This window comes from Roseomonas sp. F4, from assembly GCF_053891155.1.
The window spans coordinates 183,294-203,780 of record NZ_JBSSHK010000004.1 but is presented as its reverse complement, the minus strand read 5'-3'; the positions used below and the strand labels follow the sequence as shown (position 1 = coordinate 203,780).

Sequence of the window (20,487 nt, the reverse complement as noted above, 5' to 3'; positions counted from 1 at the left end):
ATGCGCCCCCCCATACCGCTCATGCCCGGCGCGACCGATCGTCCCTCCGACACCGTGCTGCACCGTGCCATGGCGGCCTGCCGGCAGCAGATGATCGGCGTCGGGCTGTTCAGCGGCGTGGTGAACCTGCTGCAACTCACCGTCTCGCTCTACATGATGCAGGTCTTCGACCGCGTCCTGGGCAGCCGCAGCCTCGATACGCTGTACTACCTCACCGCCATCGCGCTCTTCGCCCTGCTGGTCATGGCGGTGCTGGACGGGCTGCGCGGCCAGGTGATGCAGCGCCTGGCGGGGTGGGTGGAGGGCAAGGTGGCGCCGGAGGCCTTCCTGCGCGCCATCGAAAGCCAGCTGCGCGGCCGCCCCTATCGGATGGAGGCGCTGCGCGACCTGGCGGCCTGCCGCGCCTGGCTGGGATCACCCGCCTCCCTCACTTTGTTCGACGTGCCCTGGGTGCCGATCTACCTCGCGGTGATCTTCGCGCTGCATCCGATTCTAGGCTGGATCGCCCTGGGCGGCGCGCTGCTGCTGTTCCTGCTGACGCTGGCCAATGAATGGGCAACCGGCGCCCTGGTGCGGCAGGCCAGCACCGCCAGCCTCACCAGCCAGCGCCGCGCCGAGAGCATGGTCCGCAATGCGGAGGTGATCGACAGCATGGGTATGGCGCCCGCCGTGCTGCAAAAATGGCGCGAGGGCTTTTCGACCGGCATCCCGCCGCAGGAACGCGCGGCGGATCGCGCCGCCATCCTGCTTTCCATCACCCGCTTCTCCCGCCTCGCGGTGCAGGTGGGCGTGCTGGGTGCGGGTGCCTATCTGGTGCTGGAACAGCAGATGACCGCCGGCGCCTCCATCGCCGCCTCCATCATCATGGGCCGGGCCTTGGCGCCGGTGGAACAGATGATCGGCGGCTGGAAGCAACTGGTGCAGGCCCGGCAGTCCTATCGCCGGCTACTCGGCTTCCTGGCCCTGCCGCGCATCCGTCCGCCCGGCATGGCCCTGCCCGCGCCGACCGGCCGCGTCTCCGCGGAGCGCGTGACCTTCGGCTTTCCGGGCCAACCCGTCGCCATCATCAAGGGCATCACCTTCCAGCTCGCGGCCGGGGAGAGCATGGCGATCATCGGCCCCTCCGCCGCCGGCAAGACCACGCTGATCCGGCTGCTGATCGGCACGCTCCAGCCTGCCGCCGGCACCGTGCGGCTCGACGGCGCCGATGTTTTCACCTGGCAGCGGGAGGATTTCGGCCGCCATGTCGGCTACCTGCCGCAGGATGTCGAACTGTTCGATGGCACGGTGATGAAGAACATCAGCCGCATGCGCGACGAACCGCCGGAAGGCGTGTTCGAGGCGGCGCGGCTGGCCGGGTGCCATGAGATGATCCTGCGCCTGTCCCAGGGCTACGACACGGAAATCGGCGATGGCGGCCAGCACCTTTCCGGCGGCCAGCGCCAGTTGATCGGCCTGGCGCGCGCCATGTATGGCGGCCCCCGCTTCGTCGTGCTGGACGAGCCCAATTCCAACCTGGACGGCGATGCCGAACAGGCGCTGATCCAGGGGCTGGAGGCTTTGAAGAAGCAGGGCACCACGGTGATCCTCGTCTCCCACCGCCCGACCCTGGTGCAGGGCGTCGACAAGGTGCTGCTGCTGCGCGACGGCGCGGCGGAGGCCTTTGGCCCGCGCAATGAGGTGCTGAAGCGCCTGTCGCAGATCGGCCGGCCGGCCGAAGCCCCCACGGCCCGTATGGAGGGTGCGCGATGAGCGAGGCCATTTCCCAGCCGATCGGCGCGATCACCCCCCGCCCCGCCGCCGCGCCCCCGGCGCTGTGGCAGCCCGCCGAGGCGTCACTGATCCTGGATGCGGAGCAGCCGCGCACCCGCGTGCCGATGCTGATCGGCTACGCCATCCTCGCCATCTTCGTGGTCGGCCTCGGCCTCTGGGCCAGCACCGTGCCGCTGGCCGAAGCCGCGATCGCGCCGGGCCAGTTGAAGGTGGAGGGCATGCGCCGCACCGTCCAGCATTTCGAAGGCGGCATCGTGCGCGATATCCTGGTGCGCGACGGCGATACCGTCGCCGCCGGCCAGGTGCTGCTGCGGCTCGACCAGCCCCAGGCGGCACAGCAGACGGAAACGCTGCGCGCCCAGCGCTGGGCGCTGCTGGCGCAGGATGCGCGGCTGGCGGCGGAACTCGCCGATCGCTCGGACATCGCCTTCCCCGCCGATCTCCGCGCCTCGACCGAGCCCCGCGCGGCGGAGGTGATCTCCGGCCAGATCGCGCTGTTCGCGGCGCGCCGGCTCGCGCTAGAAAGCCAGATCCAGGTCCAGCGCGCCCGGATCGACCAGCACAACGCCACCATCGCCGCCGCCGAGGGCCAGATGACGGCGCAGCGGCGCATGCTGGTGCTGCTACAGGCGGAGGAACGCAATACGGCCGATCTGCTGCGCCAGGGCCTGGCGCGGCTGCCGCAATTGCTGGCGCTGCAACGCCAGGTCGCCTCCACCGACGGCAATATCACTGACATCACCAACCAGATCCTGCGATCCCGCGCCCAGATCGAGGAATCGCGGCGGGAAATGGAGCGGATCGGCAATACCCGCGACCAGGAGGCCTCGACCGAGTTGCGGGACGTGCGGGCGCGGCTTTCCGAGGTGGAGGAGCGTCTGCGGGCCGCCGAGAATGTCTCCACCCGGCTCGAGATCACGGCGCCGGAGGCCGGTACGGTGCTGAACCTGCGGGTCTTCACCCTGGGCGCCGTGGTGCGGCCGGGCGATCCGGTGATGGATCTGGTGCCGGCACAGGACCGCATCATCGCGGAAGTGCATGTCCAGCCCAACGACATCGACCTTGTGCATCAGGGCCTGCAGGCCGAAATCCGCCTGCCTGCCTTCAAGCAGCGCGTCGTGCCCTATCTGCACGGCCACGTTACCTTTGTGGCCTCCGACGTCACGGAGGATGAGCGGCGCGGCCTCAGCTACTATCGCGTGCAGATCCGGCTCGATGAGGGGCAGCTCGCGGCGCTGGAGGGCATGACCCTGCGCGCCGGCATGGCGGTAGAGGCGCAGATCCAGACCGGGGAACGCACCTTCGCCCGCTATATGCTCCAGCCGCTGATCGACAGTTTCCACCGCGCCTTCCGCGAACAGTAAGGAACCGCCTGATGACCTCTCTTCCCACCGTTTTCGCCGACGGCATCATCGACGTGCATGTCGCCAGCGGCGTGGCGCGCATCACGCTTGGCGCGCAGACCGCCGCCAGCTCCAAGGACAACAAGCCGGAACCCTCCGCCCTGCTGGTGCTGCCGGTGCTGCAATTGCCGAATCTGGCCAAGGTGCTGATGGAGGTGACGCGCCAGATCGAGGCCAAGGCGCGGGAGACGATGCAGACGCAGCAGACGCAGCAGCAGCAGCAGGCCGAGGCTGGCGGCACCGACCAGGTGGCCGGCGCCTTCCGCTTCAACGGCTGACGCCGACAGGGGCGCCGATTGGGGGCGACCGTCAGGCCGCCTTACGGTCCTTCGCATAGCCTTCGGGATGGGCCAGGCGCCAATCCCAGGCGGTGCGGACGATATCCTCCAGCTTCGGGAAGCGCGGCGACCAGCCGGTCTCGGCCCGCAGGCGGGCGGAGGAAGCGACCAGCACCGCCGGATCACCCTCCCGCCGCGGGCCCAGCGCATGCGGCACCCGGCGGCCGCTGACGCGCTCCACCGTGTCGATCACCTCGCGCACCGAATAGCCGGTGCCATTGCCCAGGTTGTAGCGGACGGAGCGTTCCTCCAGCAGCGGCAGCACGCGCAGATGCGCATCCGCCAGATCCGTCACATGGACATAATCGCGCACGCCCGTGCCATCCGGCGTCGGATAATCCGTGCCGAAGACCATCAGTGGCGGCCGCAAGCCCAAGGCCGCGTCGATGGCCAGCGGCACCAGATGCGTCTCGGGGTCATGATCCTCCCCGGCCCGGCCCTCGGGGTCGGCACCGGCGGCGTTGAAGTAGCGCAGCGAGGCGAAGCGCAGGCCGTGGATCTTCTCCGCCCAGTCCAGCGCCCGCTCGCACATCAGCTTGCTCTCGCCATAGGGCGAAACCGGGCCGAGGCGTTGCTCCTCGTCGATCGGGATGCGGTCGGGAAAGCCGAACAGCGCGGCGGTGGAGGACATCACCAGGCGCCGGCAATCATGCTGCACGGCGGCACCCGCCACGGCGGCCAGGCCCGACAGGTTCTCCGCCATGTAGCGCAGCGGATCCCGCATGCTGTCGCCCACCAGGGACAGGGCGGCGAAATGCAGCACCGCGTCGAAACGGCCGGTGCCGAAGGCCTCGGTCAAGGCGCGGCGGTCGTCGCAGCGGCCGGCGACCAGCCGGACACCCTCCGGCACCGCGGCGGCATGGCCCTTGGAGAGGTCATCGAGCACCACAACCTCGTCGCCGCGATCGCGCAGCGCCAGGACGGTATGGCTGCCCACATAGCCGGCACCGCCGGTCACCAGATAACGGCCCAAATCGCTCGCTCCATCACAGCGCCGACGACCCTGCCGGCATAGGCGATGGACGCAGTCTAAGCAGCGGAATGTGGCGCAAATAGCGGCAGCGCCCTGCGGCCCTATCGCAATGCAGCAAATTTCCGCTAGCGGCGACTGTGCCGCCGGGGCGTAAGGCCCCGCGGCCTCAGAACCGCGCGGTGAAGCCGACCGAGCCGAAGCTCGCGAGCCCGCCCCGCTGGCCGTAGAACTCCTCGGTACGCCAGACGTGGCTATAGGCGAGGCGCAGGCCGCGCCAATGCACCACCAACCCGGCCGTGGCGTCGGCCACCAGGGGCCGCTTGTCGACCGAAGGTCCGCCGTCGCGCCAGGTGTTGCCGTCCAAGAAGATGTCGCGGGCGATGGCGCGGCCCTGGCCGCCGATGAAGCCGTACCAGCCGAATTCCTCACGCGGCTGGAAGAAGGCGGAGCCCACCAGCCCCGGGCGGATGCGTGGCGCGCCGTAATCCGCCTCCAGCCCCTGCCCCAGCCGGAAGGTCACGCCGACGCCGGCATAGGTCGAGACATTGCCCAGCGCCACGGTATAGGAGGGCAGCATATCCGCCTGGAGGCTGCCGAATTCCAGCGGCGCGGTCCGCACCGTGCGCTCGAACACCAGGTTCAGCGCAAGCTCGTCCTTGAGCTGGCTGTCCCAGCCCTTGGTAGTGTCGACGCGGATCGCCTCATGCACCGTGTTCTGCACGAACTCGCCCAGCGCGGAAGGGCCGACGACACCCGCCTGGAGTTCCAGCGTGTTCAGCGAGAAGCCGGTGTCCCGCTGCAAAACGAGGGAGCCATAGAGATGCCCGGCATAGGGCCGGTCTCGCGGGTCCGGATTGCGCCGCTGCGTATCCTCCGGCGTGTAGATTGCCTGGGACAGGCCCGCACCCCAGCGGACCTGACCGGGGCCGAGCAGCCGGGTGGCCTGTTCGTTCAGCCAGCGCAGCGGCCCCGGCAATTCGGCGGAGGGCGACCGCCAGGCGAGCTGCAAACCGCTGGTATAGTTGCGGTCGGTGCCGCCCAGCGTGTCGTTCTCGTAGTTGAAGGTCCAGCTGCCGAAGGGGTCCGGCGGCGGCGGTGTCACCTCACCCACCGTGGGCGTCAGCGCCTCTCCGAGACGGGGCACCAGACCCTGGCCGAAGCTGGGGGTCGCGGCGAGGAGGACGGTCAGCAGGATCGGAGCTTTGCGCATGGCGCGGGTCTATCCGTTGCGGGTGGCGCAAGCAAACGCCGCCACCCACGGCCGAGACGCAACAGCGGTGGTCACATCCACGTCACCGCGTCAGAGCATGGCCATCGTCTTCGGGTCCCCGGTTGTGGCGGCGACCGTTACCCAGTCATGGCCGCCCACGAAATGCCCGACCTGACGCTGGTTGATGCCATAGACGGTGAAGCCCGCCGCCTCCGCCATCTCGGCGAAGCCACGGCCATTGAAGGCCCAGATATGCTGCTCCGCCGGGAAGATGCCCTGGGCTTCCGCTAGGGGTGAGCCGATGACCAGCATGCCCGGCTCCATCGCCCGGTAGTCGCGCAGCACCGCCACCGGGTCGGGGCAATGCTCCAGTACCTCGAAGGCGGTGATCAGATGGATGCGCCGCCCCTGCGCCAGGCTGCGCGCTTCCGCCACATCGCCGATCTCGTAGCGGCAATGGGCATGGCCGAGATTGCCCGCGACGATCCGCGCCGCCTCGATCGCCGGAGCATTGAAGTCAAAGCCGAGGAAGGCACAGCGGCCAAGGATATTGGCCGGCGGTACCACGGCATTCATGATGACGCCGTAGGAACAGCCGGCATCGACCCAGAGGATTTCCTCCCCGGGGAAACGATCGCCCAGCAGCCGCAATGCGATCTCCACCTCCCGCGCCGCCTGGTTCAGGCGGGTCACATGGTCCAGCCCGCCACGCAGCAGGTCGAGCCGGGTAATGAGATCCGGCGCATGCGGATGGCGGGACATGGCCACGGCTTCGGATTTGTAGAAGTCGATGTATTCGGCGAAGGGCTTGGCCGGCTTGGGATAGAGCGGCGGCCGGGGCAGCCCCGGACGCAGCGCCAAAGCGAGCTGCCCCGTGGCATTGCCCGACAGGTTGAAGCGCTGCCAGCCGGCCAGGATCGAGGTGATGCGGAAGGCGCATTCCTGCGCCACCAAGGCGGCGTCCCAGCAGGCCTGTGGTTCGGATGCCGCGACCAGTTGATCGAGGAGTTGCTCCAGCCGGCCCAGCAGCGCCGGTTCCACCAGCGTGATCGGCGAGCCGGGCTTGGCAAGCACCGCCCGCCCCCGCTCCCGCAACGCGGCCGGGCTTGGCGTTGGCGGCGCGGCTTCCAGCATCAGGGTCGCCAGCAGGTCGCGAGTGCCGGCGGTGCCGTCATTCAACGCCGCCATGCCGCGCAGAGTCGCATCGAGCTGTTGCAGCGCATAGGCCGGGGCGAAATCGCCGCGCAGCGTGGCGAGCTTCTCCGGCATGGTCGCGGAGATGCGTTCCAGCTTGAGCAGCAGGGCCTCGACCCGCGCCTGGCCCCCCTCCCGCCGCATCGCGGCCAGGTTGGCGACCAGCACGCCATTGGTGCAGCCGACGATATGCAGGAAGGGCGCGTAGAGCGGGCTCGCAGCCACCTCACGCAGCCGGAAGTCCTCGGCGCAGGGCAACAGCAGCACCGCTTCCGTGAAGCGCTCGCTCAGCGCGGCGATGGGGGCACCGCGGGCCGCAATTTCGAACAGCGTCACCACCACGGCGAGCCGCCCATCGGGCGACGGCCGGGCCAGGGGCGTGCCGCGTTCGACCGCACCGAGGAAGGTCTGCAAGGCGGCCGCCCAGACATGGTCCGGCTGGACCAGTTCCAGCACGCCGCGCAGCAGTGGCATGTCGAGCGTCATGTGCCGCTCCGCGACCGGCGGCTCCGCCTCCGGCGGCTGGTACGGCACCAGATCCATCAGCTGGGCCGGGCTGGCGTTCGACCAGGGCGCGCCGGGCCAGAACAGATCGCCCAACGTCGCCGGGCCGGCGGACGTGTCCGCTGGCGCTGAGAGCACGATCCCACCGATCGCGATGCCCTTCTGGCGGGTGTCGTCGATGCTCGGGTCAATGTCGTGGTGGGACCTCGTGAAGGGCACCTCCAGCACCAGCTCCCGCCGCCCGTCGCCGGCATCCGGCATGTCGAAGCTTGCATGCAGCACCGGCTGGGGCAAACCGTGTTCGACCCGGTGCGGCGCACGCGGCGGCACGCCATCCAGTGTCAGCGCGATGCCGTCGACCATCGCCCAGTCCAGTACCGAGACAAGGCGAATGGCGAGGTCGACGCGGCGCATCTGCGGCGCGCGCAGGCGTATGCTGGCGCGGCGGCCGGGGCCGGTCCAGCGGGACAGCGTCTCCCCCGCCCCTTCCCGCACATGCCAGCCCTGGCCGTCCAGCGCCTGGTCCATGCCGAAGCGCATCTTCGCACCTTCCAGTAGCGTCGCCGTCATGGCCGTATCCGGCAGGAAGTAGCTGCGCTGCTCGCGCGGTAAGGGCGATGTGTCGGCACTGGCTTGCGCCTCCTCCCACAATGCCCGGTCGACGCGGGTGAGCTCGGCGATCAGCGCCTCCGTCTCCGGCGCCAATTCCCCGGGCGCCTCGCCGGGCGCGACGTTCAGCGGCCGCACGCTGTCCGGCGGCGACCAGCCATAGGCCTCGGCGATGCGCGCCAGCGTTTCATCCACCGTATCCGTGGTGCCGACGACATCGATGGCCGCCATCCGTGCCCGGGCGGTGGCCAGCAGCGTCGCCTCGTCCATCAACTCGGAGGTGCCGTAGCCACTGAGCATACGTGCCTGCATGTTGCGAAAATGATCTTCCGCGAAGGGGATGCGCGCGGCCAGGAAGTCATCCAGCGACATGTGGCGGGCGGCCAGGAAGGCCTCCCGATGCTCAGGCGCCAGGTCGGCAAGGGTGGAATCGACGCTGCGGCGCCAATGGCGATACTGGCTGATCAGCCGCGCCCGTGGATCGCGCAGCACCGTCACGATGAACAGCTTCTCCCCCGGCGGCAGCGAGGCATTGATCGCGTCCAGCTTGTCATGGTCCAGATGGCTGCCGATACCCAGCGCGCGAAAGGCTGGCGCGACGCAACCCAGCATCGGGTCGGCCGCGCCCGCGGCGAGGGCCAGGCGCAGCGTGCTGGCGATTTCCTCCGCCGCGAAATGCTGCGCCAGCGCCGCGCCGAAGGCGGTGCCGGCGGTCTTCGGAATGTGCAGGAAGGCCAGCCGCCGCCCCGCGGCCCAGCCCGGCCGGCGCTGTGGCGTGGTGGTGGAATTCGGGTCCGGCAGAGGCCGCTGTGTCAGGGGGGCATTCAACGGAAGGGATCCTCCTCGGCCTTGATCCAGACGTAGTCGCCATGCGGCGCCATCTCCGTCATCGTCTCGTGGCTGAGCGGTGGGGAGACATGGATGCCGCCATCCGCCGCCACCGCCGGCTGCAGCATCCGCACGCGGTAGCCAAGGCCCGTCAACATAGCCCAGACCTCGTCGAAGGCGGCGCGCATGGCCGGGCCGGCCTTGGAATAGTGCCCGGCCGACCATTCGGTGATGAGGCGCAGGCGGGGCGAGGCGTGGATGATGTTCTTCGCACCCAGCAGCGCCAGCGGCTCCGACCCCTCGATATCCAGGTGCAGCAGGTCGAGCTTCGGCAGAGCGAGATGTGCCATCACCGTGTCGATGGTGGTGGTCTGCGTCGTGAAGGGCACCATCAGCCCCATGCCCTTCACCCAGCAGCCGGCCGCATCCATCAGCTTGGGCACGGTGCCCGGCGACCACAGCGCCTGATCGAGACCGGCATGGTCCCCCGCCGCCTCCGCCACCGGGCTGGAAATGCCGCGCGGTGCGCCGCCGCCGAGATATTGCGGGTCGAAATGGAACTCCAGCGTCTCCCCGGGCACATCCGCCAAGGCGCGGCCGATGATGTCGGTGTTGCCGATGCTGCCGTTCCAGTAGAGCGACTTCATCAGGAAGGGCAGGATGTGGGGGTTCGGCTCGACGCCGATGACGCGCCCCTCCGACCCAACCAGACGCCCGCCGAGGCAGACGAAATAGCCGAAATTGGCCCCGGCATTGAGGTAGGTGTCGCCGGGGCGCAGCAGTTCCTGCACCAGCCGCGTGGTCCAGGCCTCATGCACCCCATCCCGCGTCACGCCGATGGCAACGTCCAGATTGAAGGCCGGCACCACCATGAAGCCGCCCCAGGCCGCCTCCACCAGCAATTCCCCCGGCCCCAGGGGCAGCACCCGCCGCTGCGATGGCGAGGACATCGCCGAGCTGACGTCATGGCTTTCCAGATAGCTCATGCCAGATGTTCCCGGAATGCGCGCAGGGCAATGAGGCCGACGAACCAGACGAGCAGCGCGACAGCGAAGACGGTGACGGTATTGGCGATGCGGGCCGGGTAGATGGCCGCTTCCGGGGCCACCGGCCGCACCACGGGGGCGAGAAAGACCTGCTGGCGCGACGCCTCCGCACGGCTGCGTTCCAAGGCGGACATCGCGGCCTCATAGGCGCGCTGGGCGAAGATCGCCTCCGTCTCCAGCGCCTCGAAGCCACCGATGCTCTGGCTCAAGGCGCCGCCGCGCGCATCCGCCGTGGTCAGACGCGCCTGCACCTCCGCCACCTGCGCCTCGGTCGCGCGCAGATTGCCGAGCAGCTGCATCACCGGCGTGGCACTGTCGCTCATCACCGCGCGCAGATTGGCCAGCTGCGCGCGCATGGCGATCACGTCCGACTGCAGCTTCACCAGATGTTCCGAATAGGCCTGGGCATTGCGCCGTGGATCGACCACCTGGCGATTCTCGCGAAACGCCTGCACGGCGATGCGGGCGGCGGCGAAGCGGGCCTCGGCCTGGGCGACATCGCGCTCGGCGGCGGCCATCAGCTCCGCCCGGCTGCGCGCCGACATGTCGTTGACCAATTCCTCCGACGCCTTTTCCACCGCCTGGGCGAGGGCGAAGGAATCCGCCGCCGTGAAGGCGCGCAGCTCCACCGTGACGATGCCGCTGGCGCGGTCGAAATAGGGCCGCACCTGTCGCCGCCAGGCGCGCAGCGCGGTCTCGATCGGCGCGGTGGGGTCGAGCCAGGCCAACGGATCGGCCTCCGCCCGCCCGAGAATGCCGCGCACATCGGCATGGCGCCCGACCGCCAGGATGGCCGCGGCGCTTTGCAGGTGCTGCACCACCGCATAGGCATCCGTATTGCCGGCGATGCCGCCCGCCAGCATGCCTGCGGGCAGGGTCGCGCGGGCCGGGTCGGCCGGGCGCACCGCGAAGCGGATGTCCACCGCATATTGATCGGCGGCCCAGCCCACCTGCCAGGCGCCGAAGGCCAGCGTTGGCAGCAGCACCAGCAGCAGGAAGCCCAGCAACAGCCCCTTCCCCCGCTTCGGCCGCAGCACTGGCGTGGGCGGCTTGTGCGATGGCGCCTGCTGGCCGCCCTGCTGCTGCCGCAGCAGATCCTCCAGGGTCCGGGGTCGAGTCTCGGTTTCAAGCATCGGCAACCCCCATCATCTCGGCATAGCGGTCCAGAGCCTCATCCACCGTGTCGAAGGCGATCAGCGCGCCGTCGGACAGGATGGCGCAGCAGTCGCAGAGGCTGCGAATGGTCTGGCTGTTGTGGGACACCAGGATCAGCGAGGCGTGCCGCAGCCTGTCGCGGAAGGCGGCGACGGAGCGCGCGCGGAAACGCGCATCGCCAACCTCGGTGATTTCATCGACGAGATAGACATCGAAATCGATGGCGAGCGAGGCGCCGAAGGCGAACTTCGCCATCATGCCGGAGGAGTAGTGCTCGAGCGGCGCATCCATCTCGACCGTCAACTCGGTGAAGTCGGCGACCGCGCGCACCATGGCGGCCGCGTCCAGCCCATAGATCCGAGCCAGGAATTGCAGATTCTCCCGCCCGCTGAGCTGCGGATGGAAGGTGCCGGAAAAGCCCATGGGGAAGGAGACGCGGCCATGGCGGTGAATGCGCCCGGTATCCGGCGGCTCCGTCCCCGCGATCAGCCGCAGCAGCGTGGACTTGCCGGCGCCGTTCGGCCCCAGCACGCCCACCTTCAGCCCGGCGGGAAAGGCCATGGTCGCATCGCGCAGGATCGCCCGCCTGCCGCCATCTGCGGTGCGGTAGGATTTGCTGACACCTTCCAGGATCACCATCAGGCGGGCCGCCGCATCTGGCGCGACGTCGCGGCGAACAGGCCAGTGCCAACCAACAGGCAGCCGATGGTCCATTGCGAAAGATAGCCGACGTCGAGGAACGGGCTTTCATAGCCGTGGAAATAGGCCTGCCGCATCCATTCCGTGACATGCACCAGCGGGTTCAGCAGGATCAGGCTGCGGATATCCTCCGGCATGTCGAGCGGATGGTAGAAGACGCCGCAGGTGAAGTATTGCAGCCGCAGGAAGCTCGGCCACAGCTTCTCCCAGGCGGAGCTGTAGGTGGAGACCACCATGTTCACGCAGGCGACGCCGAAGGACAGCAGGAACAGCATCACGTAGCAGGCGATCATCGAGGCCGGGTCCTCCGGCAGATGGCCGACGCCGAAGATGATCAGCAGCGTGAAGGTCAGCGCCGCGACCACCAGATCCGTCACCGCCGAGAGCAACGACTTCGCCGCCAGCACGTCGAACAGCCCGACCGCCGGCACCAGCAGCAGCGACCTGTTGGCCGCCGGCAGGTCCATCGCGCGTTCCGTCATATGCGCGAAGAACAGGAAGGACAGCACGCCGGTCATGTAGAAGGTCAGCATGGCGTTGCCGATCGGCGGCTGGCTGTCATGACCGAGGAACAGGAACACCGCGCTCAGCAGCAGCACATGCGACAGTGGTTCGAACAGCGCCCAGGCGTAGCCAAGGCGGCTGCTGCTGAACATCGTCCGGGTTTCCCGCAGCAGCAGCGCATCGACGATGCGCGCGCGGGTTGCCATGGCGCGGCCCAGCGGCGGCGGCGGCGGCGGCGCCAGCTGCGCCGGCACCCGTGCCCAGCCTGGCTGCGGCACGGCGCGCGGCGCGGGCACAGCTTCCGCGATGGTTGGCGGCACCGGCTTTTCCGCGGCATGGGCCACGCGGATCTGCTCGGCATGCGGCCGGTGCAGGCCCGACAGCCGGGCGGCCCGGTTCGCCGCGTTGATCGCATCCGCGGTATGCCCCAGCTCCAGCAGGCCGGAGGAGGCGAGGCGCCAGGCCTGGTGCGAGTCCGGCGCGGCGCCGATGGCCCGCCCCGCCGCCAGCAGCGCCGGTCCCGGCTGCGCCGCACGCAGCAGCAGCCCGGCCAGATGTTCCAGCAATTCCGGCTGCTCGGGCGCGGCTTCCGCCGCAATGCGCGCCGCTTCCAGCGCCGGCGCGTCCCGCCCCAGCAGCATCCAGGTGCCAGACAGGGCGCGCGCAACCATCGCGCTGCTGGCCCCGCCCCGCCAGGCCGGCAGCAGCAGCGCCTCCGCCAGTTGATGCCGCCCGGCGACCAGGATCAGGGAGGCAAAATGCACCCGCGGCACCTCCGCCTCCGGATCCCGCGCCGCGGCGAGCAGGGCGGCGACGAGGCTCGGCCCCGGGGCATCCGTCGGCAGGCCGATCTCGCGCAGCGCCGCCTCCAGCCGTGGGTGCGTCACCTCCCGCGCCGTCAGCAGGTTGGGCAGCGCGGCGCGGCGGTCGAGGAGCACGGCGGCGAGCAGCGCCTCCGCGGCCGGCGGATCAGGCCAGCGGTCGAACAGCATCGCAGCCTCTTGCGCCAGGCCGGATTCGATCGCGGTGGCGATCGCCGAAAGGGGCCGCGGCGCATCCTGCACCATGGCGCGACGCGGCCCCTAGCGGCCTGCCCGCATGCCGCATGACGCATCATGCGGAACACGGACAGGGCAGCGCGTGAAGCAGCTGTGCGCCATCAGCCGAGCACCTCGGCCGGCTGCGCGGGGATGAGCTGCACGGGGCTGGCCAGCGACGCCTCCTCGGGCTTCGCGGGCGGCAGCATGCCGGGCGGCAGGCTCACCTTCAGATACAGCGCCGCATTGCTGCGCGCGTCATGGGTCGAAGCCCGGTCGGGTGGCGGCGGCGGCCCGGCCTCGATCCGCCGGGCGAGTTCGGCGAAGTTGCCGATGTCGAAAAACTCCACCCGCCCCGGATGGTAGCGGGCGAATTGCAGGAAGGCGCGGGTGCGGGAGGCGATGACCCGGCAGCCCATATCCACCGCCATGGCGATCGGGCCGCTGCTGGATTGCCCGACCTCCAGATAGGGCAGCACCACCGTGTCGCACAGCGCCATGGCGGTCATGAACTGGGAATCGTCCAGCACGCCCATGAAGTGCAGCCGGTCGTGCAGATCCTGCGGATGCCGCGCCAGCAGATCCCGCGCGGAGGCATCCAGCGTCAGGTTGGTGGCACCGCCCTGGCGCAGCTCGTCGATCACGGTCTGGCCGATCCGCCCCTTGGTCAGCAGGCGGTCGATATAGGCGTCGCGCGGCGCATGGCGGGCGATGGCCTGGGGATGGATGCCGCCGAAGACCAGCAGATGATGGTCGGGCGGCAGGTAGCGCAGCGCCTCCACCGCCGTCTCGAAGCCCTTATAGGGCGAGAGGAAGCCGAAGGTGCCGATCAGCTTCGCCTCTGGCGGCAGCCGCTTCATCATCGGAAAGGCGTCGCGCGTCGCCGCGGCGCGAATGGCGGCGGCATCCGCGGCCGGCACGAAGGCCAGCGGGTGGTGGTGGACATCGGCCAGCCTGTGCACGTCCCGCAACAGGCGCATGTCGCGCCGCGTATGGGCGATGACATGCACGGGCTTGCGCCGCTGCTGGCGCCGCAGCTCTGCGGAGACGCCGGTGGCGAGCGACCAGGCGCGCAGGCTTTCCACTGTCACGGTGGCTGCGCGGACCAGGCGCAGCTTGCCGGCGAGTTGCAGGATTTCGCCATAGGGGACCACCACCTCGTCGAGGATGGTGTGGAAGGTCACAGACAGGGAAGGCGCGGCACGGGCCAGCACGCGAAATCGCCGAAGAATCTGTGCGGCCGTGCGACCGAGCGTGCCATGCTCTAACTGAATATTAACACTGTCGTATTCTGCGAGACTCGTCGCAATTTCTTTAATGTGCTGATCCGCCAAAACTTGGACCTGACGATGCGGACTCCGCAGCAAATATTGGTCAAGATCGAAGACCCGAACATCCATCGAGTCCCGGAGCTGCCGTTCAAGCGCACGGGTATATCCAGCGATTCCACAGAGCTCATCATAGGTACTGATGATCGCCAGACGCGGGCGCTGGCCCATGCGATGGCCCGCAGGCGGGGATTTATGTCCAATATGCACAGCCTGTGCGTTCCCATTTGCCTTTGGTCAACAACTCAAGGTAGATGATTACACCTTCGCATGACGCCGGTGCAAGCATGCGGATGGGGTGATGGATCAGTATAATAATGCGAGATTCAGAACAAAAACTGATAATCATCTTGGTTGATCGGGCCACCCCGGACTGCGTCGCATGAGTGCGCCAGCGCTCCGGCTGCTGGACAGTCCGCCGGCCCTTACGGTGCGCAGGCCCTGCCCGGCGACAGGGCGGCTGTTGCGCAGCCATCGTCCGCCGCCGCCGCTCTGGCTCGATCTCTCCCGCCTTCTCTGGCGCGTTTTCCGGGGCACGCTGACGGGGGTGGATCGGGTCGAATTGGCCTATGCCGAACATCTGCTCGCCCTGGCAGGCGATCGTCTGCGTTTCGTGGCCTACGATTATCGCGGCGGCTTCGGCCTGCTGCCGCATGACCGTTGCGCGGCGCTGGTCCGCGCCATTGGTCCGGCCTGGGAAGCAGGCACCCTGTCCCGACTCGCCCCGCGCGCCCTGGCGCTGTTCGCGGGCAGCCTCGCCCCCTGGGCCAGGGCGCCGTCAGCGCCCCCAGGGGCACCCGCGCCCTTCTACCTCAATGTCTCCCACCACCCGCTGGCGCATACCGGCGCCGTCGCGCGGCTGCTGCGCGGCAGCGGCGCGCGGCTGGTGCCGCTGGTGCACGACCTGATCCCGCTGGACTGGCCCGAATATGTGTCGCCCGCGGAAACAGCGCGGCACCTCCGCCGGCTGCGCACCATCACCGACCATGCCAGCGCCGTGATTGCCAATTCCGCGGCCACCGCGGCGAGCTTGCGGCCCCTGCTGCCAGCCGGACTGCCGCTGCTGGCGGCGCCGCTGGGCGTGGTGCCGCGTCGTGCCGCCGCGTTGCCGCCGGCGCTGGGCGACGCGCCCTTCTTCCTGTGTCTCGGCACCATTGAGCCGCGCAAGAACCATCTGATGCTGCTGCATCTCTGGCGCCGCCTGGCGGAGCAGCCGGGGCCCGTGCCGAAGCTGGTCATCGTCGGCAGTCGCGGCTGGGACAATGAACAGGTGCTGGACCTGCTGGATCGCTGCGCCAGGCTGCGGCCGCATCTGGTGGAACTCGGCCGAGTTTCGGATGGCATCGTGGCCGGGTTGATGGACCATGCCCGCGCGCTGCTGATGCCCTCCTTCGCCGAGGGCTTTGGCCTGCCGGTGGCGGAGGCGCTGACCCGCGGCACCCCGGTGCTGTGCAGCGATATCGCCGCGCATCGCGAACTGGCCGGACCCGTCGCCGAATATCTCGACCCGCTTGACCTGCCCGCCTGGCAACAGGCAGTGCAGGACTATGCCCGCCCCGACGCGCCCCGGCGCGCCGCGCAGCTCCGCCGGCTGGCGGGCTGGGAGGCGCCGGACTGGCCCGCCCATATCGATACCGTGCTGAGCTTCCTGGACGATCTGGAAGCCTAGGACTGCGCCGGACAGTCGGGATGGCCGATAGCGATCATTCGGCCGCGCTGTCCCGCCATAAGCGGCGCGGCGCTTTGGAACAAAACTAGAATATGATAGGGTGCGAGTCCCAAAGAGGTCCCTCATCATGGCTGCACGCAATCAGGCGTCGCGTCCCCGACGCGCGCCGCGCCCGGTGGACGCCGCGATCACCCGCCTTCTGGCCCTGGCCGGTCGTGGCGCCGCGCCAGGCCGCATGGCACGGGAGGTTCAGGTGATCGCCGGCGAGTGGCTCGGCACGCCCGAAGCGGACCGGTTGGAAATCCGCGAGCGGCTGGATGAACTGCATGAGCAGTTCTCCTCCGGCATCGGACATGCCGAGGAACAGGTCGCTGACCTCGATGCTGGCGAGGCCGCCGCGATGAAGCAGGCGCGCGCCATGCTGGCCGCCCTGGTCGCAACGCGGGATGCCGCGGCGCGGGCCAGGGGAGATCTGGAAGAAGGTAAAGTCACGAATTTGTGATGTCCCAGCCCGCATCGCATCGAGCGTTTCACCTGGCGCTAAAACAGTGATCGCAATCGGCGATGTCTCACTTATCAAGACCTGCACAGCCGTCACATCATTCCGGCTCGAATTTCTTTTTGGTTTGCAAGGGCCTGCAACCAGGGGCCCGCACGGCCGCGTTTTACGATCCGCCTGCGGTACAACCGGGACGCGATTCGCGCAAACCGGGTCAACGATGCGAGCTCGCAACCTTGGGTAGACTTGCCGGCCGGGTCCATCCTAGTTTCCGCCGCATGCAGCGGTCGCCAGCCCAGATTCGTCAACGACGTCTGTTCCGTACCGCCTTTGTGGTGGTGGCGGTCGGGGGGCTCGCTGCCCTGCTGCTGGGCCTTGGTGACGTGGTGAGCGCCGCCTTGGACCCACCTGCCGCCGTGCAGCCCTACGACCCGCTGCAGCGCTGGTAGCTTGTCCCAGTTGAAACTGCTCCGCCTGGCCGTGGCGCTTGGCGGCTGCGTACCGGTTTTCGCCGGTGGTGCAGGTGTGCTGCTTGGGCCGGGCATGATCGGGATCGGCGCCGCCGATGCGGCGGCTGACAGCCACTTCCGCTACCTCTCGGGCCTGCTGCTGGCGATCGGCCTGGGATTCTGGAGCACGATTCCCGCCCTGCCCCATCGCACCGCCCGCTTTCGCCTGCTGACGGTGATCGTTGTGCTGGGCGGGCTGGCGCGGCTGGCGGCGCTTCCGGGCCAGGGCTGGCCCGGCCTGCCGATGGGCGCCGCGCTGGGCATGGAGTTGCTGGTGACACCGCTGCTCTGCCTGTGGCAGGCGCGCATTGCCGCATCGAGGTCCATCCCGGCCTGACGTCCGGCACGACGTGGTGCTAACATGGTCGCGTGAACGTCCTTGCCCCGCCCCGCGCGCGTCTGCAGATCGATGTGGTCTTTGACCTGGTCTGTCCCTGGTGCTTCCTCGGCACCCGCAGGCTGCGGCGCGCCCTGCGCATGCGGCCCGATATCGCCGCCGACATCGCCTGGCGCCCCTTCCTGCTGAACCCGGACATCGCGGCGGGCGGCGTGCCACGCCAGGACTACATCATCCGCAAATTCGGTGGCGAGGACCGCGCCCGCCGCCTGCACGCCACCATCGCAGAGCTCGGCCGGAATGAGGGCGTGGCCTTCCAGTTCGACCTGATCCGCCGCATCCCGCCCTCGCTCGACGCGCATCGCCTGGTGCGCCTCGCGGACCGACATGGGGTCGCCACCGAGGCAGTCGATTCGCTGTTCCAGGCCTATTTCTGCGAGGGGCAGGATATCGGGGAGCTGGGCGTGCTGGTACGGATTGCCGCGGCCCTCGGCATGGACCCCAGCACCACCCGCCGGCTTTTGTCGAGCACGGCGGAGGCGGAGGCGGTGCATGCCGACAACCTCCGCGCCCATCGCCTGGGCATCAATGGCGTGCCTTGCTTCGTGGTCCAGGGGCGCCATGCCATCGCCGGGGCGCAGGAGCCGGAGGTGATCGAGCGGCTGCTGGATGTGGCGGTCGTGGAAGGCTAGCCCCTAAGCCATCCGGGGGCGCTTCGGCCGCAGGAACAGGGTCAGCCCCAGCGCGAAGACCAGCGCCGGCAGCAGCATGAGGTTCAGCACCTCCCACCCCAGCGTGGCATGGATGACGCCGGAGCCCAGCGCCGTGCAGGCGACGGTGCCGAAGACGATGAAGTCATTCGCCGTCTGCGCGCGCACCCGCTCCTCCGGCGCATGGGATTCGCCCAGCAGCGTGGTGGCGCCGGTGAACATGAAGTTCCAGCCCAACCCCAGCAGCACCAGCGCGGCGACGAAGTGCCAGAAGGTCTCGTCCTGCACCGCCACCGCAACGCAGAGCGCGTTCAGCACCGCGCCCGTGGCGATGATGGTCCGCGCGCCAAAGCGGGCGATCAGCCGGCCGGTGAAGAAGCCGGGGGCGAACATCGCCACCGCATGGGCCTGGATCACCGTGGCGCTGGCGCCGACGCCAAAGCCGCAGGCCATCATCTCCAGCGGCGTCGAGGTCATCAGCAGGTTCATCGTGCCATAGGCCATGGCGCCGGTGCCGGCCGCGGCCAGGAAGGCGGGGCGGCGCAGGATCTCGATGATCGGCGTCGCCACCTTCGGCCGTGGTGGCGCCGGCGGCAGCCGCACGATGGTCAGCAGCACGGCGCAAAGAATCGGCAGCAGCGACAGCAGCAGATAGGTGCCGAGGAACAGGAAGGGCTCCAGCATATCCTTGCTGTGCTTCACCAGTTCCGGCCCGAAGATCGCGGCCAGCACGCCACCGGCCATGACCAGGGAGATGGCCTTGGGCCGATAGGCTGGGCTGGCGACCTCGGCGGCGGCGAAGCGATAGTGCTGGGCGATGCCGAATCCGATGCCGGCGGGCAGCGCGCCCAGCGCATAGACCCAGAAATCGCCGAGCCAAATGCCCAGCGCGAAGGTCAGCGCGCCGCAGAAAGACCCCGCCGCCCCCATCAGGAAGCCGGCGCGCCGGCCAAGGCGGGCGAAGATGATCCCTGCCGGGATGGAGGCCGTCATGGTGGCCACCATCTGCAAGGCCAGCGGCAGCGTTGCCAGCGACTTGTCCGTGGCCAGGCTGTAGCCGACCAGCCCGCCCATCGCGACCTGGCCGACGACGGAGGCGTTCATCAGCGCCTGGCAGAAGAACAGCAGACGGACATCGCGCTTCATCGCGCGCTCGGCCTGCATGTCGGTCGCGGTCATCAGAAGTGGCTCCAGCCGGTCGCTTGCAGATCCAGGGCACGGCCGGCGGCATCCCGCACACGCACCCCCTCCCCGGCCTCGATATGGCCGATGCGGGTCACCTTCGTCGTGCCAGATAGGGCGTGCACGGCGTCCCGCGCGGCGGGGTCGGCGGTGAAGACCAGCTCGTAATCGTCGCCGCCCGTCAGGATGCGCGATAGCAGCGCCGCATCATCCGCCAGGGCCGCGCGGGCCGGGTCGGAGAGCGGCACCAGATCGGCCTCGATCACCGCCGCGCAGCCAGCGGCCCGGGCCAGATGGCCGAGGTCCTGCACCAGCCCGTCCGAGACATCCATCGCCGCATGCGCCAGCCCGACCAGCGCCTGGCCCAGCGCCAGGCGCGGCCGTGGCAGCCGGTAGCGCTCGGCCAGATGCGAATCGGCCGGCAGCCCCCCCGTCAGCGCCAGCAGCCCCAGCGCCCCGTCGCCAATGCTGCCCGAGACCCAGACATCATCCCCCGGCCGCGATCCCACCCGGCGCAGCGCCGCGCCGGGCGCCACATGGCCGAGAATGGTCAGCGAGAAGGTCGCCGGCCCTTCTGTCGCCACGGTGTCGCCGCCCAGCAATTCGATGGCGAATTCCGCTTGGTCCTGCGCCAGCCCGGCCGCGAAGGCCGCGATCCAGTCCTGGGTCACGCCGCGTGGAAAGGCGGTGGTCATCAGATAGGCCAGCGGCACCGCGCCCATGGCGGCGAGGTCCGACAGATTCACCCGCAGCAGCTTGCGGCCCAACGTCTCCGGCGGGTCATCCGCCAGGAAATGCACGCCCGCCACCATGGCATCCGCCGCCAGCACCAGGGTGCGCCCCGGCGGCGGGTCGAGCAGCGCGGCATCGTCGCCGAGGCCCAGCGCACCGCGCCCCGCCAGGGGCGCGAAATGCCGCGCGATCAGCCCGAACTCCCCGGGCAGCGCCATGGTCAGAGCGCGTAGAAGAATCGAGCTTGA

18 protein-coding genes are annotated in these 20,487 nt (G+C 69.3%); 8 read left to right on the top strand and 10 right to left on the bottom strand.

The genetic code is table 11. From position 1 onward, the window contains the following. Genes ACVFYP_RS17395 through ACVFYP_RS17385 form a run of 3 tightly spaced genes read left to right on the top strand, consistent with a single transcriptional unit; the run spans position 1 to position 3,454 of the window. Positions 1 to 1,752, top strand: coding sequence for a type I secretion system permease/ATPase (locus ACVFYP_RS17395; protein WP_499201463.1), 1,752 nt, complete (start codon positions 1 to 3; stop codon positions 1,750 to 1,752). Beyond that, the gene (locus ACVFYP_RS17390) at positions 1,749 to 3,137 is read left to right on the top strand and encodes an HlyD family type I secretion periplasmic adaptor subunit (protein WP_499201462.1); all 1,389 of its coding nucleotides are present in this window, start codon (positions 1,749 to 1,751) and stop codon (positions 3,135 to 3,137) included. Before ACVFYP_RS17395 ends, ACVFYP_RS17390 begins: the two co-directional genes overlap by 4 nt. An 11-nt stretch (positions 3,138 to 3,148) precedes the next feature. Beyond that, entirely contained in the window at positions 3,149 to 3,454 is a 306-nt protein-coding gene (locus ACVFYP_RS17385; RefSeq protein ID WP_499201461.1) for a hypothetical protein, read from the top strand. A gap of 31 nt (positions 3,455 to 3,485) precedes the next feature. On the opposite strand, the gene galE is transcribed toward ACVFYP_RS17385, so the two are convergent. From galE to ACVFYP_RS17345, 8 genes are all read right to left on the bottom strand, one after another. After that, entirely contained in the window at positions 3,486 to 4,487 is a 1,002-nt protein-coding gene (gene galE / locus ACVFYP_RS17380) for a UDP-glucose 4-epimerase GalE (protein ID WP_499201460.1), read from the bottom strand. A 166-nt stretch (positions 4,488 to 4,653) separates the two neighbouring features. Next, positions 4,654 to 5,697 carry a lipid A deacylase LpxR family protein gene (locus tag ACVFYP_RS17375; RefSeq protein WP_499201459.1) on the bottom strand — a complete coding sequence of 348 codons (1,044 nt, stop codon included), beginning with the start codon at positions 5,695 to 5,697 and terminating at the stop codon, positions 4,654 to 4,656. 90 nt (positions 5,698 to 5,787) lie between these two features. Next, positions 5,788 to 8,832, bottom strand: a complete 3,045-nt coding sequence (locus tag ACVFYP_RS17370; protein WP_499201458.1) for a methyltransferase domain-containing protein — start codon at positions 8,830 to 8,832, stop codon at positions 5,788 to 5,790. Continuing rightward, on the bottom strand, positions 8,829 to 9,818 hold the full coding sequence (locus ACVFYP_RS17365; protein WP_499201457.1) for an FkbM family methyltransferase: 990 nt from the start codon (positions 9,816 to 9,818) through the stop codon (positions 8,829 to 8,831). Before ACVFYP_RS17365 ends, ACVFYP_RS17370 begins: the two co-directional genes overlap by 4 nt. Next, positions 9,815 to 11,011 (bottom strand): KpsE/RkpR family capsule polysaccharide export protein, encoded by a 1,197-nt coding sequence (locus tag ACVFYP_RS17360; RefSeq protein WP_499201456.1) that lies wholly within the window; start codon positions 11,009 to 11,011, stop codon positions 9,815 to 9,817. The genes ACVFYP_RS17365 and ACVFYP_RS17360 overlap by 4 nt, the downstream gene beginning before the upstream one ends. After that, the gene (locus ACVFYP_RS17355) at positions 11,004 to 11,672 is read right to left on the bottom strand and encodes an ABC transporter ATP-binding protein (protein WP_499201455.1); all 669 of its coding nucleotides are present in this window, start codon (positions 11,670 to 11,672) and stop codon (positions 11,004 to 11,006) included. Before ACVFYP_RS17355 ends, ACVFYP_RS17360 begins: the two co-directional genes overlap by 8 nt. Then, a complete protein-coding gene (locus ACVFYP_RS17350) occupies positions 11,672 to 13,303 on the bottom strand; it encodes an ABC transporter permease (RefSeq protein ID WP_499201454.1) in 1,632 nt (543 codons plus the stop codon). Before ACVFYP_RS17350 ends, ACVFYP_RS17355 begins: the two co-directional genes overlap by 1 nt. A 92-nt stretch (positions 13,304 to 13,395) precedes the next feature. After that, positions 13,396 to 14,487: a glycosyltransferase family protein gene (locus tag ACVFYP_RS17345; RefSeq protein WP_499201453.1), complete on the bottom strand. Its 1,092-nt coding sequence runs from the start codon at positions 14,485 to 14,487 to the stop codon at positions 13,396 to 13,398. A 496-nt stretch (positions 14,488 to 14,983) separates the two neighbouring features. Here ACVFYP_RS17345 and ACVFYP_RS17340 point away from each other — a divergent pair, with 496 nt between their 5' ends. The 5 genes from ACVFYP_RS17340 to ACVFYP_RS17320 all read left to right on the top strand — a co-directional run bounded on the left by ACVFYP_RS17340 (position 14,984) and on the right by ACVFYP_RS17320 (position 18,307). Further along, the gene (locus ACVFYP_RS17340) at positions 14,984 to 16,270 is read left to right on the top strand and encodes a glycosyltransferase family 4 protein (protein ID WP_499201452.1); all 1,287 of its coding nucleotides are present in this window, start codon (positions 14,984 to 14,986) and stop codon (positions 16,268 to 16,270) included. Positions 16,271 to 16,397: 127 nt separating this feature from the next. After that, positions 16,398 to 16,772 carry a hypothetical protein gene (locus tag ACVFYP_RS17335; RefSeq protein WP_499201451.1) on the top strand — a complete coding sequence of 125 codons (375 nt, stop codon included), beginning with the start codon at positions 16,398 to 16,400 and terminating at the stop codon, positions 16,770 to 16,772. 275 nt (positions 16,773 to 17,047) lie between these two features. Beyond that, positions 17,048 to 17,218 (top strand): hypothetical protein, encoded by a 171-nt coding sequence (locus ACVFYP_RS17330; RefSeq protein ID WP_499201450.1) that lies wholly within the window; start codon positions 17,048 to 17,050, stop codon positions 17,216 to 17,218. A 10-nt stretch (positions 17,219 to 17,228) separates the two neighbouring features. Next, a complete protein-coding gene (locus ACVFYP_RS17325; protein ID WP_499201449.1) occupies positions 17,229 to 17,615 on the top strand; it encodes a DUF4345 domain-containing protein in 387 nt (128 codons plus the stop codon). A 32-nt stretch (positions 17,616 to 17,647) separates the two neighbouring features. Further along, positions 17,648 to 18,307 carry a DsbA family oxidoreductase gene (locus ACVFYP_RS17320; RefSeq protein WP_499201448.1) on the top strand — a complete coding sequence of 220 codons (660 nt, stop codon included), beginning with the start codon at positions 17,648 to 17,650 and terminating at the stop codon, positions 18,305 to 18,307. 3 nt (positions 18,308 to 18,310) lie between these two features. Here ACVFYP_RS17320 and ACVFYP_RS17315 read toward each other — a convergent pair whose 3' ends face one another. Continuing rightward, entirely contained in the window at positions 18,311 to 19,504 is a 1,194-nt protein-coding gene (locus ACVFYP_RS17315) for an MFS transporter (protein WP_499201447.1), read from the bottom strand. After that, entirely contained in the window at positions 19,504 to 20,457 is a 954-nt protein-coding gene (gene thiL / locus ACVFYP_RS17310) for a thiamine-phosphate kinase (protein WP_499201446.1), read from the bottom strand. The genes ACVFYP_RS17315 and thiL overlap by 1 nt, the downstream gene beginning before the upstream one ends. Positions 20,458 to 20,487: the final 30 nt, after the last annotated feature.